Source organism: Streptococcus pantholopis, assembly GCF_001642085.1.
GTDB classification, from domain to species: Bacteria; Bacillota; Bacilli; order Lactobacillales; family Streptococcaceae; genus Streptococcus; species Streptococcus pantholopis.
The window spans coordinates 343,088-358,695 of sequence record NZ_CP014699.1 but is presented as its reverse complement, the minus strand read 5'-3'; the positions used below and the strand labels follow the sequence as shown (position 1 = coordinate 358,695).

At 43.9% G+C, this 15,608-nt stretch carries 14 protein-coding genes; all 14 read left to right on the top strand.

The genetic code is table 11. The annotated features are described in order from the left end of the window. The first annotated feature begins 1 nt into the window (after position 1). Positions 2–1,450: a UDP-N-acetylmuramoyl-L-alanyl-D-glutamate--L-lysine ligase gene (locus tag A0O21_RS01680; protein WP_067060415.1), complete on the top strand. Its 1,449-nt coding sequence runs from the start codon at positions 2–4 to the stop codon at positions 1,448–1,450. Positions 1,451–1,742: 292 nt separating this feature from the next. Beyond that, the gene (locus A0O21_RS01675; RefSeq protein WP_067060413.1) at positions 1,743–2,525 is read left to right on the top strand and encodes an ABC transporter ATP-binding protein; all 783 of its coding nucleotides are present in this window, start codon (positions 1,743–1,745) and stop codon (positions 2,523–2,525) included. A gap of 968 nt (positions 2,526–3,493) precedes the next feature. Then, a complete protein-coding gene (locus A0O21_RS01670; protein ID WP_067060412.1) occupies positions 3,494–4,423 on the top strand; it encodes an ABC transporter substrate-binding protein in 930 nt (309 codons plus the stop codon). A 15-nt stretch (positions 4,424–4,438) separates the two neighbouring features. Then, on the top strand, positions 4,439–5,464 hold the full coding sequence (locus A0O21_RS01665; RefSeq protein WP_082854385.1) for a FecCD family ABC transporter permease: 1,026 nt from the start codon (positions 4,439–4,441) through the stop codon (positions 5,462–5,464). Beyond that, on the top strand, positions 5,461–6,465 hold the full coding sequence (locus tag A0O21_RS01660; RefSeq protein WP_067060410.1) for a FecCD family ABC transporter permease: 1,005 nt from the start codon (positions 5,461–5,463) through the stop codon (positions 6,463–6,465). The genes A0O21_RS01665 and A0O21_RS01660 overlap by 4 nt, the downstream gene beginning before the upstream one ends. 167 nt (positions 6,466–6,632) lie before the next feature. Further along, positions 6,633–7,139, top strand: coding sequence for a MarR family transcriptional regulator (locus tag A0O21_RS01655; protein ID WP_067060409.1), 507 nt, complete (start codon positions 6,633–6,635; stop codon positions 7,137–7,139). Beyond that, positions 7,081–8,283: an alpha/beta hydrolase family protein gene (locus A0O21_RS01650; protein WP_067060408.1), complete on the top strand. Its 1,203-nt coding sequence runs from the start codon at positions 7,081–7,083 to the stop codon at positions 8,281–8,283. Before A0O21_RS01655 ends, A0O21_RS01650 begins: the two co-directional genes overlap by 59 nt. A gap of 459 nt (positions 8,284–8,742) precedes the next feature. Next, positions 8,743–9,489: an SDR family NAD(P)-dependent oxidoreductase gene (locus A0O21_RS01645; RefSeq protein ID WP_067060406.1), complete on the top strand. Its 747-nt coding sequence runs from the start codon at positions 8,743–8,745 to the stop codon at positions 9,487–9,489. A 1-nt stretch (position 9,490) separates the two neighbouring features. Beyond that, complete coding sequence (locus A0O21_RS01640; protein WP_067060404.1) at positions 9,491–10,636, top strand: glycosyltransferase; 1,146 nt, start codon at positions 9,491–9,493, stop codon at positions 10,634–10,636. Further along, complete coding sequence (locus A0O21_RS01635) at positions 10,614–11,261, top strand: hypothetical protein (protein ID WP_148660291.1); 648 nt, start codon at positions 10,614–10,616, stop codon at positions 11,259–11,261. Before A0O21_RS01640 ends, A0O21_RS01635 begins: the two co-directional genes overlap by 23 nt. Beyond that, on the top strand, positions 11,239–12,507 hold the full coding sequence (locus tag A0O21_RS01630; RefSeq protein ID WP_067060400.1) for a nucleotide disphospho-sugar-binding domain-containing protein: 1,269 nt from the start codon (positions 11,239–11,241) through the stop codon (positions 12,505–12,507). Before A0O21_RS01635 ends, A0O21_RS01630 begins: the two co-directional genes overlap by 23 nt. Next, entirely contained in the window at positions 12,504–13,487 is a 984-nt protein-coding gene (locus A0O21_RS01625; protein ID WP_067060398.1) for an NAD-dependent epimerase/dehydratase family protein, read from the top strand. Before A0O21_RS01630 ends, A0O21_RS01625 begins: the two co-directional genes overlap by 4 nt. After that, positions 13,462–14,262 (top strand): MBL fold metallo-hydrolase, encoded by an 801-nt coding sequence (locus A0O21_RS01620; RefSeq protein WP_067060396.1) that lies wholly within the window; start codon positions 13,462–13,464, stop codon positions 14,260–14,262. Before A0O21_RS01625 ends, A0O21_RS01620 begins: the two co-directional genes overlap by 26 nt. Next, positions 14,259–15,551 carry a F390 synthetase-related protein gene (locus A0O21_RS01615; RefSeq protein ID WP_067060394.1) on the top strand — a complete coding sequence of 431 codons (1,293 nt, stop codon included), beginning with the start codon at positions 14,259–14,261 and terminating at the stop codon, positions 15,549–15,551. Before A0O21_RS01620 ends, A0O21_RS01615 begins: the two co-directional genes overlap by 4 nt. The last annotated feature ends 57 nt before the right edge of the window (positions 15,552–15,608 follow it).

The window sequence follows — 15,608 nt, the reverse complement described above, 5'->3', positions numbered from 1 at the left end:
TATGATTACTATTGAAAAGACATTAGAGATTTTAAAAAAAGACTGCAATTTTCGGGAAATTATAGCAGGACAGAACTACTATTTCACTTGGGAAAAGCCCTTTTCCTTTTCAAAAATCAGTTATGACAGCCGGTCTGCCGATGCTCAGACGCTTTTTTTCGTCAAAGGAGCAGCTTTTAAGAAGCGCTATCTGGAAAGCGCTGTTGCTGCCGGTTTGCAGTTTTACGTAGCCGAACAGGATTATGATGTCGGTATTCCTGCAGTCCTTGTGACAGATATCAAGAAGGCAATGAGTCTTATTGCCATGGAATTTTATGATAACCCACAGGATAAACTGAAGCTCCTTGCCATCACCGGCACAAAAGGAAAAACAACTGCTGCTTACTTTGCTTATCACATTCTCAAGCAAAACCATAAACCGGCTCTGCTCTCAACCATGAACACAACCCTAGACGGTCAAAACTTTTTTAAATCACAATTAACCACCCCTGAAAGTCTGGATTTATTTGCGATGATGGCAGAAGCCGCAGCAAATGGCAGGAGTCATCTGATTATGGAGGTTTCCAGCCAAGCTTATCTGACCAGCCGGGTTTATGGCCTTCAATTTGATGTCGGGGTCTTTCTCAATATCAGCCCGGATCATATCGGGCCGATTGAGCACCCAACTTTTGAAGATTATTTCTATCACAAGCGCCAGCTGATAGACAAGAGCAAATTTGTCGTTATTAACAGTGATATGGACCATTTCTCACTTCTGGCGGAACAGACCGGCCTTAAACCGCATGCCTTTTACGGCTCTCAGTCAGACAATCAGATCCATCATTCTCAGGCCTTTTCTTTTGAAGTTACCGGCCAGCTGGCTGGAGACTATAGCATTCAGCTAATCGGTGCCTTCAATCAGGAAAATGCGCTGGCCGCTGGGTTAGCCTGTTTCAGACTTGGAATTTCTCCTTTTGATATTCAAAAAGGGATTGCTGAAACGACTGTCCCCGGGCGGATGGAGGTGCTGAGACAGGCTAATGGCGCCAATGTCTTTATCGATTATGCCCACAATGGTGACAGTCTGGAAAAATTAGTCAGGGTGGTTGAAACTTATCACAGCGGTCAAATTATTCTTTTAATCGGAGCTCCGGGCAATAAAGGAGAGAGCAGGCGAAAGGACTTTGCCCATGTCATTAATGCCCATCCTGATTTACAGGTTATTTTAACGGCTGATGATCCTAATTTTGAAGACCCGCAAACCATTTCCGAAGAAATAGCCCGACATATCAGCAGGCCTGTTCAAATCATCGTTGATCGCAAGCAGGCCATTAAAGCCGGTCTCAGCCTGACACAGACTGACAAAGATGCAGTTATTATCGCAGGAAAAGGCGCTGATGCCTACCAAATTGTTGAGGGAAAACGCGCTCCCTATGCGGGAGATCTAGAAACGGCCAAAAGCTATTGCTGAGCCAGCAAAAGATAGCAAGGACCTTTCTGGTCCCTTCTTTTTAACCGTTCTAAACAAGACTAAAAGTTCTAAAATATCTCTGAAAAGGCTTTTTTAAGCCTTTTTTCTATGCTATAATAAATGGTAATTTTACAAGATTTTGCTGTAAAACTTTATGTTTTAGGCTGCTTGTAAAATAGAAGCGCTGTCTTGATAATAAATCCGCCCTGTTGTAAGCTCCTTGCTTAGCCGACAGGAAGCCGGATAAGGATTAAAGACAGCTTCTTCAGTCTATTTAGAAAGGAGGTCCTATATGTCAGACATTCGTGCTGAAAACATTTCTGTGGCTTATGATAAACAGACTGTTATTGACAATCTGTCTCTAAAACTTGCGGATAAGCAGATAACGACCATTATCGGGGCTAACGGATCTGGCAAGTCCACCTTGCTCAAAGCTCTGACCCGTATTCAGGCATTAAAAAGCGGTCAGATTTATATTGACGGTCAGGCCATTGCCCACTTACCGACCAAGGCGGTTGCTCAGAAGATTGCCCTGCTGCCTCAGGTTTTAGAAGCTACTGAAGGGATTTCAGTTTATGAATTAGTCTCCTACGGACGGTTCCCCCATCAAAAATATTTGGGGAGTCTAAGTGATGCGGATCGCAGTAAAATCCACTGGGCTATGGAAGCAACCAAAGTCACTCAATTCGCTAACGCAGATGTTGATTCGCTGTCAGGCGGTCAGAGACAGCGGGTCTGGATTGCAATGGCTCTGGCTCAGGATACAGATACGATTTTTCTTGACGAACCGACAACTTACTTGGACATGAACCATCAGCTTGAGATTTTAGAATTGCTGAAAACGCTCAATTCAAAATCTCAAAAAACGATTATCATGGTTCTTCATGATTTAAACCTTTCAGCTCGCTTTTCTGATCAGCTTATTGCTATGAAAAATGGGGCAATAAAATATTACGGCTGTGTTTCAGATATTATGACTGATGCGGTTTTGCGCGATATTTTCCAAATAAAGGCTGAAATTATTGAAGATCCTATCCATAAATGTCCAATATTGCTGACTTACCAGCTTATATAGATAAATTTAATAAGATAGCTATTGGCGGCTGATCTGCCATCAGAATGCAGAAAAACTCAAAATCCGCTTTAGCTTTATAAACGTTAAGCTAATATCTTATTAAACTGCAAAACAGAGCCTCAAATCTCATTGTAAAAGAGACAGCTCTTGCTTATTTCTAATTTCACTGTCTGTAGAAATTTGAAAGAGGCTTTGTATCTTGTGAATTGAACATGGGCTAAGCTCTTTGCAAAAAAGACAGCCCTCCCTAGAGTCTTTAGTGACTCGGCGGTCAGGCTCCTATTTTTGCTGTGAGCTTGAACGCCCTTTGTATCTTGTCGAATTGAACACGCCCTAAGAGCTGTGCAGTGAAATCATCCAGTGGATGATTTCAGCCCGAATCTAGAAACGGGAGAGTGAGGGGCTGGAAATTTGTGTCGTTACTTAGTTACCATCAGCCGTAGACGTCTGAAGGCTTTGTCGTCTTAACGGCCGACCGCAGCCTTCTAGTCGTCCTGGCAGAGGTGCGCCGACGAAATCGAAGATTTCTGGCTTACCGTCATTTTTGCTTTGCTCTTTTAACGGGCTTTGTATCTTGTCGAATTGAACACGGGCTAAGCTCTTTGCAAAAAAGACAGCCCTTCCTAGAGTCTTTAGTGACTCGGCGGTCAGGCTCCTATTTTTGCTGTGAGCTTGAACGCCCTTGGTATCTTGTGAACTGAACACGCCCTAAGAGCTGTGCAGTGAAATCATCCAGTGGATGATTTCAGCCCGAATCTAGAAACGGGAGAGTGAGGGGCTGGAAATTTGTGTCGTTACTTAGTTACCATCAGCCGTAGACGTCTGAAGGCTTTGTCGTCTTAACGGCCGACCGCAGCCTTCTAGTCGTCCTGGCAGAGGTGCGCCGACGAAATCGAAGATTTCTGGCTTACCGTCATTTTTGCTTTGCTCTTTTAACGGGCTTTGTATCTTGTTTTTGGAGTGTTGTGATGAAAAAGATTTTATTTTGTTTGACTGTTTTTGCGGCAGTTTGTTTTCTTGCTGCCTGCAGCAGAAATGATAATAAAGATTCTGCTGCTCTTTCTTCTATGCCTGAGATTGAAGGGATTACCTATTATGGTGATATCCCTGAAAATCCCAAAAAAGTGGTGAATTTTGCTTATTCTTACACAGGCTACCTCTTAGAGTTAGGGGTTGATGTGTCCAGTTACTCGCTTGATCTTGAAAAAAACAGTGCTGCTTTTGGTAACCAGTTAAAGGACGCTGTGCAGTTAACAACTTCTGATACTGAAGCCATTGCTGCTGAAGAACCGGACTTAATTCTTGTTTTTTCCGGCGATGATAATCTGGAACCCCTCAAAGAAATTGCGCCAGTTATCGAAATCTCTTATGGTAAAAGTGATTATTTACAGATGATAACCGATCTCGGAAAAATTTTCGGCAAGGAAAAAGAAGCTCAGGCTTGGCTTGACGCCTGGAAAGAAAAAACTGAGCAAGCTAAGGAGGAGTTAGCTGATTATTTGGATGCAGATACAACCTTTACGGTTATGGATTTTTATGATAAAAATATCTATCTGTACGGCGACAACTTCGGCCGCGGCGGGGAATTAATCTATGAGTCCTTGGGTTATCCTGCACCTCAAAAAGTTGTTGATGACGTTTTTAAAGACGGCTGGTTCGGCGTTTCGCAAGAAGCTCTTCCCGATTATGTCGGTGATTATGCAATTGTAAATGTTAATTCCAGTACCCAAGAGGCTGCGACTTCCCTTAAAGAAAGTGATATTTGGCAGAGTCTTCCGGCTGTTAAAAATGGGCACGCGCTTGAAGTTGACTACAATCTTTTTTACTTCTCTGACCCGATGTCCCTGGACTTACAGATTGATGCCTTCGTCAAGGCTGTCAAAGACGCTAATTCTTAGCAGAAGTGGCATCGTATGATGAGTGAAAAATTTTTTCTCAGCCGCAGTGGCCAGTCTAAAACACTTTGGCTGGCTGTCATTTTGATACTGCTGCTTTTTGTCTTCGGCTGGTATGCAGGGCTGCGCTTTGGAGCTGTGACTTACAGTCATACACAGCTCCTTGAAGTGCTTAAGCATCCTTTAACGGATTCAAGGGAGCAGGATGTGATTGTCGATTTGCGGCTGCCTCGAACACTTGCTGCTATTCTGGTCGGTGCCGCTATGGCTCAGGCCGGAGCTATTATGCAGGGGGTAACACGCAATCCGATTGCCGATCCCGGTCTGTTAGGCATAAATGCGGGCAGCGGGCTGGCCTTAATTATCGCTTATGCTGTCTTTGATAATATGCACTATACACGGATTTTAACAGTCTGTTTAATCGGTGCTTTTGCTTCGGCTCTGCTGGTTTTCGGCCTGTCTTACCAGAAAGGAAAAGGCTATAATCAGCTGCGGTTAATTCTGGCTGGTGCTATGGTATCCACCCTGTTTTCTGCTCTCGGCCAGGCAGTAACCATTTATTTTAATCTGTCAACAGCTGTTATTGGCTGGCAGGCTGGCGGCCTGATCCAGATTAATTGGAGGATGCTGGCCATCATCGCTCCTTTCATCGCAGCTGGTCTGATTTTAGCACAGTTACTGGCTCATCAGCTGACGATTCTCAGTTTGAATGAAACAGTAGCCAAAGCTTTGGGCCAGCATACATTTGCTATTACTGTCAGCCTGCTGGCTATTGTCTTATTAATGTCAGCCGGAGCTGTTGCTCTAGTCGGATCCATTTCCTTTATCGGATTGATCATTCCGCATTTTATGCAAATGTTCCTTCCTAAAAATTACCGTATTCTGCTGCCTATGACTGCCTTCGCTGGTGCCACATTCATGCTGTGGGTTGATATTGTCTGCCGTACCCTGAATCCGCCTGCTGAGACACCAATCAGTGCTATTATTTCTATCATTGGCCTGCCTTATTTTCTCTGGCTGGTCAGAAAGGGTAAAAATCTATGATGTCTTATAAACAAATCAGACTGCGCTTTGCCCTCTTGCTGCTTCTTTTAGTCCTGACAGTTGCTGTATCACTCTCAGTCGGCTATGCTAATTCTTCATTTAAAGATGTTTTTGCTGTTTTTGGCGGCAGTAAAAGCAGGCTCATGCTGCTGATTATCAGTCAAATCAGACTGCCGCGGATTATCGCCTGCATTCTGGGCGGTGCTTCCTTGGCACTTGCCGGTGTTCTCCTGCAGACACTAACCAAAAATCCCTTAGCTGATTCTGGGATTCTGGGGATAAACACCGGAGCCGGTCTGGCTGTTGCTTTTGCTGTCGGCCTGACTGATTTCAGCAATCCCGCCGCTGTCAGTATGACACCGATTTTTGCTATGCTTGGCGGCGGAACAACCATTATGGCAGTTTACTTCATTTCACGAAAAAAAAATCACGGGGTCAGCCCGAATCGCTTAATTGTGACCGGAGTCGGTGTTTCCAGCATGCTTTCAGGTGCTATGGTCACTATTATTTCTAAACTTGATGACTATAAGATGTCCTATATTGTTGAGTGGCTGAGCGGTAAGGTAACAGGCGGGAACTGGACAATGCTGACTCTTTTTGCACCGATTCTGATTCTGCTTTGGGTGATAACTTACAGCCGCAGCTATGCGCTTAATATTATGAACCTCAATGAACAGACGGCCCTTGCGCTTGGTCTGCAGCTGCAAAGGGAACGTCTCTATACGCTTATCCTCTCCACTGCTTTGGCAGCATTCAGTGTGATTTTAGTAGGAAACATTACTTTTGTCGGTCTGGTGGCAGGGCATATTACGCGCCGAATCTTTGGAGGCGATCACCGTCTTGTTCTTCCGGCTTCAATGTTTGTGGGTATCTTTATTCTACTCACCGCTGACACAATTGGGCGCGTGCTGCTGGTCGGTACCGGTATTCCGACAGGAATTGTCGTCTCCGTTATCGGTGCTCCTTATTTTCTTTACCTAATGGTGACAAAACCATCTTAACAGCTATGTGGCTTTAGTAATACGGCTTCAGTAAAATCGGTATAAAAAGTAAATCCCTTCTTATCAAAATGTGAGAAGGGATTTTTGCTTGAACTTTTAAGGGAATCAGGCTATAATTAGTTTAGTTCATAATGAACTAAACTAATTATAATTTAAAAAGAGGGAATATGGGCACAGAAAAGTTTAAAAAAATAGAAGATATCAGCAGAATTTTTACAGGATTGGATTTCCCCAAAAATCAAGCGCTGATTTTGGCTTTCTTGATTATGGAAGAAAAGAACTCGGTGACCTTCAACCGCATTTTAAAAGAACTTGGTCTTTCAAAGGCCAGCACCAGCACAGCTCTCCGTTCCTTGGCAGATAAACAGCTGATTGGCTATCAGCGGCTTGAGAACAGCCGCGAACGGCAAATCAGCCCTCACCTCTATGGCATTGTCTTCTACCTGTCTCACCGCATGCAGATTCTAAATGAAATGCGGCTTTTATTTGAGCAGGCAGCCCTTTGGCATCAAGGCGATAGCGAATATGCTCAGGAATTTTTAAATACAGCTGACTTATATAAACAGCTAGATCAAGCTGTTATGACTATTATCAAGACATTTAAAGGAGGTAGCTATGAAGAAAAGCAAAGTACTCCTAAAAAGACAGGGGAGGACAAGAATCTTTCGCAATGAAGACATGAATTTTACCTTGAACTGGAATTTAGGAATCAGTCAGTTAATCGGTATGAGTCCTGAGGAAATCCTTGCTATTTCAGAAGAGATAAGAGACGGAAATCCTATGGATTGGGTACAGGCCTTCTCCAGACATGCTTATTACCTGTCAGAGCAGGCACAGCTCTCTGCAAAAAACGGCTTTTACCGCACGGCCTCGCAGCAGTATTTTGGAGCTTGCTATGCTTTAAAAGCGGCTCTGCAGTTTTCCAAACCAGAAACAGCTGATTATCAGACAGCCTATCGGGAAATGGAAAATAACTTCTTCAAAGGAGCTCGCTCAGCCGGCTTTCCCCTGCAGGAAATCACAGTCCCTTACCAAAAAACCTATTTACCGGGCTATCAATTAAAAAGCAAGAAGGATAAACAAGCCACTCTGCTGATAATCGGAGGCGGCGATACCGGCAGAGTTGATTTGTTTTATTTTCTTGGCCGGCAGGCTTATCTGGCGGACTATAATGTACTGATGGTTGATTTACCGGGGCAAGGTATCAACCCGGCAAGAAATCTCACTTTTACTATTGATGCCGCTCAAGCCGTTTCAGCTGTTCTGGACTGGTATGAAGCGCCGTCAGAACAGATTGCGCTTATGGGATTGAGCGGAGGCGGCTATTTCACAGCACAGGCCGTTGAAAAAGATAAAAGAATCAAGGCCTGGATTGCTTCCACACCGATTTACGATATCAAAGCGGTTTTCCGGCGTTCTTTTGGGCAAGTCCTTTCACTGCCTCACCCGATTTTGCGGTTTGCGGGGAAGCTTCTGTCTCATTTCAATGCTGTGACTGATGTCAGTCTGGGAAAATATGCCTGGCAGTTCGGAACAGAGAACTTTGCTTTGGCGGTCAAAGAGGTTTTAAGACAGGCACAGACAGTAAATAGAGAGCAAATCGCCGTCCCGTCTTTATTTCTAGCTGGAAAAGGGGAGAGCCCTGAACTCCTGAGGCAAGCCAGAGTATTAAGCCAAAACCTGTCTGCAAGAGGAATTCCAGTTACGCTTAAAGAATTTGACAGTCTCAGCGGTGCGGATGCCCATTGTCAGGTCAATAATCTGAGACTCATGAATCATATTGTTTTAGACTGGCTGGACATGACCTTTAAAAAATAAGCATACTATAATAGGCTCTCACTTCAGAGAAGGCCGGTTTTTACCTACTGCTCTGCAGTTAATCGGAGATTTGCTTGAATCAGAGAAAGCAAGAATCAGAAATTGTTTTTTCTGCTGCTGAGAAAGATGGCAGCGAATAGAAAAGACAATGCTTAGTGGGAAATAAGTGCCTGCGCTGCTGTCTGCCATTGAAGAGCAAGAAACGAGGCTGGGATAAAAGTCCTGCCTCGTTTCACTTTTTAGACAGATGCGTTTGACGCAGCGGCTGATTGGACGTTCTTATCCCTTGTCAAGCAAGGAACAGCGACCTCACTAATAAACTGGGCAGAGATGGGACAGAGATTCCTTATAAATACTGGGGATTTCAAACTAATAAAGACGGGCTGTTCTGTCTGTTTGTTTTTTGATAAATTTTCTGATTATAGTATGTTATAATGGGGAAAAATAGGAGATGACATTATGCGGGCACTTCTAACCGGAGCCAGTTCAGGGATAGGGCGTGAAGTCGCCTACCTGCTTTCTGAAAACAAGGTGGATCTCATTTTAACTGCCAGAAGACAGTCTGTTCTTTTGCAGCTGCAACAAGATTTGATTCAGTCTTATCAAATCGATTGTCAAATCATAGCAGCTGATTTGTCCCAATCGTCAGATTTATCTGCTTTAACTGATTTAGATATTGATTTACTGATTAATTGTGCTGGCAGAGGGGAGATTGCAGAAGCGTTGAGCATTTCTGCCTATGATGACGAGCAGATGCTGCAGCTTAATTTTTTAAGTCCGGTCACTCTCACAAAAGCTTTTTGTCAGAAATGGCTGGCTGCTGAACAAAAGGGCAGGGTTATCACTGTCTGTTCGCTGGCCGCACGCTTTCCTCATCCTTATATGGCTATGTACAGTGCCAGCAAAGCAGCTATGCTCTCTTATTCTTTGAGCCTGAATCAGGAATTGAAAAAGAGCGGTATTATCATTCAGGCAGTCTGTTTGGGGCCTGTTGCCACAGCTTTTTTAGGTCCCAAACAGGCTGAAAAAAGAGGCCAGCTTTCACCACAGACAGCAGCCAGAAAAATCCTGTCAATCTGCAGCAGCAGGCGGCCTTTTGCTGTTTTTGGCTTAGGAAGCCGAACTCTTGACGGCCTATTTAAAATTTTACCGACTCGCATCAGCTTATTTTTGATAGCTAACTTTTTAGACAGACTTAGGAGTTAAAATGTTTTATCTCATCAGCCTCTTAGCTTTTGTTCTGTTATTTGGACTGCGCATGGTTTTAGCACAGCACTACTTTAAACAGCTCCCTTCCAGCTCTGACCTTGTTTTAAAGGACAGTGATTATACGGTACTGCAGCCTATTTTATCCGGAGATAAACGGCTTTCTGACTGTCTGCAGGCTAATCTTGATCATACTCAGGATATGCAGTTCATTTGGCTGGTCGATCAAGATGATAAATTGGCACAGGATATTTGCCGCAGTATTATAGATAGGCAGCCTAATTCCAAACGGATTCATCTGATATATTGTGAAGAGGTGCCGGACAGTCTTAATCCAAAAGTCTTTAAACTGCAAAAAGGATTGCAATTTGTTGATACTGCTTATACAATCGTTCTGGATGATGACAGTATTATTGATAAGGCTGTTTTACCCCAAATCAAACTGTACAGCAATCAAGCTGATGACTGGCTGGTAACCGGTATCCCTTATAATGATGATAATGAAACCTTTTGGTCGGCTCTACTTGCAGCCTTTGTCAGCAGCCAGTCTTTTTTTACTTACTTTTCAATGGCTGCTCTCAAGAAAAGCCAGTCGATTAATGGCATGTTTTATTTTGCTAAAACCGCCACTTTCAAAAACTATCATCTTTTTGAGCGGATTCAGGACTGGCTGTGCGATGATTTAGCTCTGGCCACAGTCTGCCAATCAGAGCATATCAGAATCATTCAGTCCGGACTGTTCTGCCAAGTCCGAACCACTGTCCATTCAGGACACCATTATCTGCTTCTGCTAAAAAGATGGCTGCTCTTTGCTAATGTTTTTATGAAGCAGGCTGTTTCTTTCCCTTTTTTACTTATCGCTTTTTTCCCCGCCGTTTTGCCGTTTTGCTTGCTGGTCAGCAGTCTTTTTTTCGGTTATCAAGAATTGATATGGGGACTTGCTTTGCTTCTGCTGAAGGCTTCTGCACAATACCTGTTCCGCTGGCATATGCTGAAAAAAAAGGAAACACTTCTAACGATTGGTTTTGAATGCCTAAACGATTTGTTCCTCCCTTTTATTTATCTTTATACCTTGGTAACGGGACCTGTGATTGTCTGGCGGCAAAGAAAAATTCAAGTTATCGATGGAAAGATTCGTTATGTTTAATTTCAGCCATTATAAAAAGCAGCTTCAGCAGCTCGATGAAAAGCAGGGAAGCCTCTTAAACCAGGATAAACTACTGCTGCTTCTAAGCGGCAGCAGCCAGCTGGAAACGGCTGCCTTAAGCGCTGTCCAAAAAGACCTGCTGCAGGAATTAAGTCTGGCAGGTTACAGTCCTGTCTTTAGTAATTTTCCCTACCATCAGCAGTTTAAACATGACAAAAGCAAAAGCATCTCCCTACTTAAAGCGAGCTGGTCTAATATCCATTATTTTGGGCATACTGTTTTTGACAAAGAGTTTCAAAATATGGTATGCCGCCTTCTAAAACCTGTCCTGCAGTATCGGGACTGTGTTATCATCACCCAAAGCCAGGGCTTAAATCTCCTGTCTCTCCTGCTGCAGCAGGAAGAATTGATTTACCCTTTAAAAGTATTCGCTCTTGGTCCAGTCGCTTACAGCCTTCCTGCCCTCCCTCTGCTGGATTTGCATGTTATCAAGAGCCGTAAAGATTATTATTCGCGCTTTTTAGACCGGCATCAGGTAGAGACTTGGACTGCCGGCAGTCATTTTGACTATCCCAGCAATCCTGATATTAGGAGGATTATTTATGAGCAGATCAAAAAGAATTAAAATAGCCGCGGTTGCTCCGCCCTTCAGCGGCCACCTTTATCCGCTGCTGGGAATGCTGAGACCGCTCTTAAAAAATTCTACTTACAAGATCTGTGTCTACACCGGTTTAGCTAAAAAGGAGATTACTGCAGCCAGCGGTTTTTCCTGTCAGGTGATTCATGCAGAGGACCCTTATGCCTTTGAACGGATTGCCAACACGGAACGAAAGATTTCTGCTCTGGGAATGTTAAAACAGCTCTCGCAGTATTTAACCATTCTTGAACAGCTGACTGCTGAGCTGGAATGCGCTTTTTCAGACTATCAGCCGGATATCGTTATAGCAGACTTTGTCGCAGCTCCAATTGCCTTACTCCATCAAAAACTGCAGTTTAAATGGATAACAACGATACCCAGTCCGTTTGTTATTGAAAGTACCCGCAGTATTCCCAGCTATCTGGGCGGACTAAGTCCAAAAAACAGCTTATGGGGGGAAGCAAGAGATCTTGTCGGCAGGAAACTGGTTCATTTTTTTAAACTCAGCGCCGCTCTTTACTATCACCGCAGGCTGTCAGCCTATCAATTCAAACTCTACAATGAACAAGGTCTGGAAAACCTTTACTCTCCGGAATCTATCTTGGCTCTTGGCATGAAAGAATTTGAATTTCGTGACGATTTCCCGCCGCAGCTTAAGTGGGCAGGCCCTGCTTATTTGAAAGAGCCGCCCTCTTTGACAGAAAAAATATGGAAACAGCAATTCACCAAACGGATTTTAGTGACTAACGGCACCCACCTTTTATGGGGAAAAAGAGATATGCTGAAGATCACAGCCGATCTGGCTGCCCGACACCCCCAGATCCAGTTCATTGTCTCACTCGGTCAGAAAGTCTCTGACTTAGCTAAAGAACCTTTAGCCGATAATATCTTTGTCAGAACCTATCTTGATTATGAAACGGTTCTGCCTCAGGTTGATGCGGTTATCCATCATGCCGGAGCAGGTATTGCCTATGCCTGTATCAGACACTGCAAGCCTGCTCTGGCCATTCCCTATGATTATGATCAGCCGGATTATGCCGCACGTTTGGCTTGGTTTGGCGCCGGCCGCCGCCTCAAAAGATCTGACCCGCTTGAGACAATCGACAAGGAATTTACGGCCTTAATAGAGACGCGTGACTGGCCGGCTTTAAAAGCACTCTCACAGGCCGCTCAGGCCTACTCCCCTTCTGCTGCTGCGGAAAAAGAAATCAATCGTTTATTAGGAGAAATATGAAAATTTTAGTTACAGGAGCAACCGGCTTTTTGGGACAGTATATTGTCCGTGAATTAGCAGCACATGCTTATCAAATTGTTGCTTTTGGACGCAGGAAAGAGATCGGCAAACAGCTGGAAAGAGAGCACGGCGCACTGACTTTTGTTCAGGGGGACTTAAGACAGCTCTCTGACCTTGAAAAAGCTATTCAAGGCTGTTCAGCGGTTATTCACGCGGGCGCTTTATCTGATCTTTGGGGACCTTGGCAGGATTTTTACAACACCAACGTTTTAGGGACACAGCATATTTTGGAGCTTTGTCAAAAATATCACTGCCAGCGCTTAGTACACATCTCTTCGCCCAGTATCTATGCCAGAGCACATGATCAGCTGAACCTGACCGAAGACGAGGCTCCTCAGCAGAATAACCTAAATCATTACATAAAGAGCAAACTTTTGGCTGAACATCTGGTCTTAAAAGCAAAAGATGTCCCAAGCGTTATTTTACGTCCCAGAGGACTGTTTGGTGTTGGAGACAGCAGTATTATTCCGCGGCTCTTACGCATTAACGACAGTTTAGGCATCCCTCTTTTACACCAAGGAAAGCAGCTGGTTGATATGACTTGTGTTGAAAATGCTGCCTATGCTGTCAGACTCTGTCTCGAAAAAAAGGCGGCTCTGGGGCAAATTTACAATGTGACTAACGGTGAGCCTCTCCCCTTTAAAAGTTTACTTGAGCTCTTTTTTAGGGAAGCTGGAAAAACAGTACAGTTTCGCCCTTTCAATGCTAAATTCTTAGGTGTTTTGGTTAGGCTTCTGGAATTTAGCTACCGTTTCTGCCGCAGTCCCAAAGAACCGCCTCTTACCCGCTATACTTATTATTTACTGGCCTACAGTCAGACCTTGTCTATTGATAAGATTGAGCGCGAACTCGGATACCGGCCCAAATTAAGTCTGCTTGAAGGAGTTCAAAATTATGTCAGACACCATCCAATCTCTTGACTATTTTGCCTGCGGCTCCTGCAGCAATCTGGCACAGCTCTTATTTAAAGCTGTTCCTAAGAAAAAATTTATTTTCCCTGCCGGAGTTTTTCTGATAAAACACCGCATAAAAGGTTACATTTTATACGATACCGGCTACGGATATCCGATTATGTCCAATAAGCTTAAGTATATGCTCTACCGGGCTCCAAACCCGATTGTTTTAAAACCTGAACAGACTATCTCCAGACAATTAGCAGATAAAGGCATTGCCCCGGAAGCAATCAGCTATATCATTCTTTCTCATTTGCACCCCGATCATATTGGCGATGTCCGCAAGTTCCCACAAGCACAATTCATTATCACACAAGACTGTTTCGCAGAGTACCAGCACGGACGGATGCGTTCTTTAATTTTCCGGGAATTTTTGCCCGATGATTTCACAAAGCGTCTGCTGGTGATTCAGCCCCATCTATCAACCCCTGATTTTCCCTTTCTGCCGGTCTACGATCTATTCGGTGACAGCAGCCTGCTTTTGACTGCCTTATCGGGGCATGCCGACGGTCAGTGCTGTCTTTTCCTGCCAGAGAAAGAGTTTTTTATCGCAGCAGATGTCACTTGGGGGATTCCCTTACTGCCCTTAACCAAGCAGATGCGTCTGCTTCCTCGGCTTATTCAAAATGACTTTGGCAGTTACCAAAAAAATGCTGTATTGCTGGAAGAAATAATGGCAGCCGGAATCAAGGTTGCGGTCAGCCATGATCAAGAGAAACGTATAAGGAGTCTGCTGAGATGAAACTGTACTACTTTCTTCAAAGCTTTATCAGCACACGCTGGCTGCAGAACTGGCCTTCCCGCAGTGCTCTGGAGACCTATCAGAAAAAGGCCGTGAACAAACAAATTGCTTATTTCCGGTCTAAGTCACCTTATTTTCAAAAGCATCCTGATTTAACTGATTTTCACATGGACAAGGAGTTTATGATGGCGCACTTTGATGAGCTGAATACGGTCGGGATTAAAAAAGATGATGCTTTTAAAATAGCGATTCAAAGCGAGCGTTTGAGAGATTTTTCGCCAGACTATGAGGGTATTTCAGTCGGACTTTCCTCCGGAACCTCCGGACACCGCGGAATTTTTTTAACCAGTCCTAAGGAACAGGCGGTCTGGGCCGGAACGATTCTGGCTAAACTTCTGCCTAAAGGGCACCTTCTGGGACATAGAGCAGCCTTCTTCTTAAGGGCAAACAATAATCTGTATGAGACTGTACGTTCTCCCTTTATCAAGCTGCATTACTTTGATATGACCCTTTCTCTTGATAATCAGCTTAAGGAGCTGAACCATCTTCAGCCGACTATTTTAATCGCCCCGCCGTCGATTTTAAGCCGGCTGGCTGCTTTTCAGATAGAGGGAAGCTTAAATATTAAGCCAGAGAAAGTTATCTCTGTAGCTGAAATTTTGGAAAAACAGGATCATGATTATATAGCAGCTGCTTTTAGCAAACCGTTCATCCATCAAATTTATCAGGCAACAGAAGGTTTTTTGGGATACAGTTGTGACTGCGGCCGCCTGCATCTCAACGAAGATGGTATTAAGTTTGAAAAGCATTATATTGATGATAAGCGTTTTTATCCTATCATTACTGATTTCAAGCGGCAGTCACAGCCCTTTATCGCCTATCATTTGAATGATATTTTAGTCGATAGCAGTGAAAGCTGTCCCTGCGGCTCCCTTTTACAGGTTATCGAAAAAATTGAAGGTCGGTCTGATGATATTTTTTACTTTAAAAACAGTAAAGGAAAAGAAGTTATCATCTATCCGGACTTTATCAGGCGCTGCTTTCTCTTTACAGATTACATCAGAGAATACCAGGTCTTTCAGCTTTCTGAGCAGGAAATCGCTGTCGCCGTTAAAAATTTAACGCCAGCCATTAAGCAAGAACTCCAGAAAGAGTTCAGCTGCCTGTTTGCCAGTGCAGATATCCATGACGTTCAGCTGCGCTTCATTGCTTATGAGCCTCCTAAGGAGCAGAAATTAAGACGGGTATGCTGTCTGATTTCTAAACCTCTTACACTCATTTCAGATTGACCTGAAAGGCAGAAAAAAACCATCATAGAAAACATAAGTGAATGACGACTATGCTTG

Excerpts from the sequence above, each read along its gene's own strand:
- A0O21_RS01640 (WP_067060404.1), top strand. The coding sequence starts at position 9,491 with ATGTTTTATCTCATCAGCCTCTTAGCTTTTGTTCTGTTATTTGGACTG.
- A0O21_RS01615 (WP_067060394.1), top strand. The coding sequence starts at position 14,259 with ATGAAACTGTACTACTTTCTTCAAAGCTTTATCAGCACACGCTGGCTG.
- A0O21_RS01650 (WP_067060408.1), top strand. The coding sequence starts at position 7,081 with ATGAAGAAAAGCAAAGTACTCCTAAAAAGACAGGGGAGGACAAGAATC.
- A0O21_RS01660 (WP_067060410.1), top strand. The coding sequence starts at position 5,461 with ATGATGTCTTATAAACAAATCAGACTGCGCTTTGCCCTCTTGCTGCTT.
- A0O21_RS01665 (WP_082854385.1), top strand. The coding sequence starts at position 4,439 with ATGATGAGTGAAAAATTTTTTCTCAGCCGCAGTGGCCAGTCTAAAACA.
- A0O21_RS01670 (WP_067060412.1), top strand. The coding sequence starts at position 3,494 with ATGAAAAAGATTTTATTTTGTTTGACTGTTTTTGCGGCAGTTTGTTTT.
- A0O21_RS01635 (WP_148660291.1), top strand. The coding sequence starts at position 10,614 with ATGGAAAGATTCGTTATGTTTAATTTCAGCCATTATAAAAAGCAGCTT.
- A0O21_RS01680 (WP_067060415.1), top strand. The coding sequence starts at position 2 with ATGATTACTATTGAAAAGACATTAGAGATTTTAAAAAAAGACTGCAAT.
- A0O21_RS01645 (WP_067060406.1), top strand. The coding sequence starts at position 8,743 with ATGCGGGCACTTCTAACCGGAGCCAGTTCAGGGATAGGGCGTGAAGTC.
- A0O21_RS01630 (WP_067060400.1), top strand. The coding sequence starts at position 11,239 with ATGAGCAGATCAAAAAGAATTAAAATAGCCGCGGTTGCTCCGCCCTTC.
- A0O21_RS01655 (WP_067060409.1), top strand. The coding sequence starts at position 6,633 with ATGGGCACAGAAAAGTTTAAAAAAATAGAAGATATCAGCAGAATTTTT.
- A0O21_RS01675 (WP_067060413.1), top strand. The coding sequence starts at position 1,743 with ATGTCAGACATTCGTGCTGAAAACATTTCTGTGGCTTATGATAAACAG.
- A0O21_RS01620 (WP_067060396.1), top strand. The coding sequence starts at position 13,462 with ATGTCAGACACCATCCAATCTCTTGACTATTTTGCCTGCGGCTCCTGC.
- A0O21_RS01625 (WP_067060398.1), top strand. The coding sequence starts at position 12,504 with ATGAAAATTTTAGTTACAGGAGCAACCGGCTTTTTGGGACAGTATATT.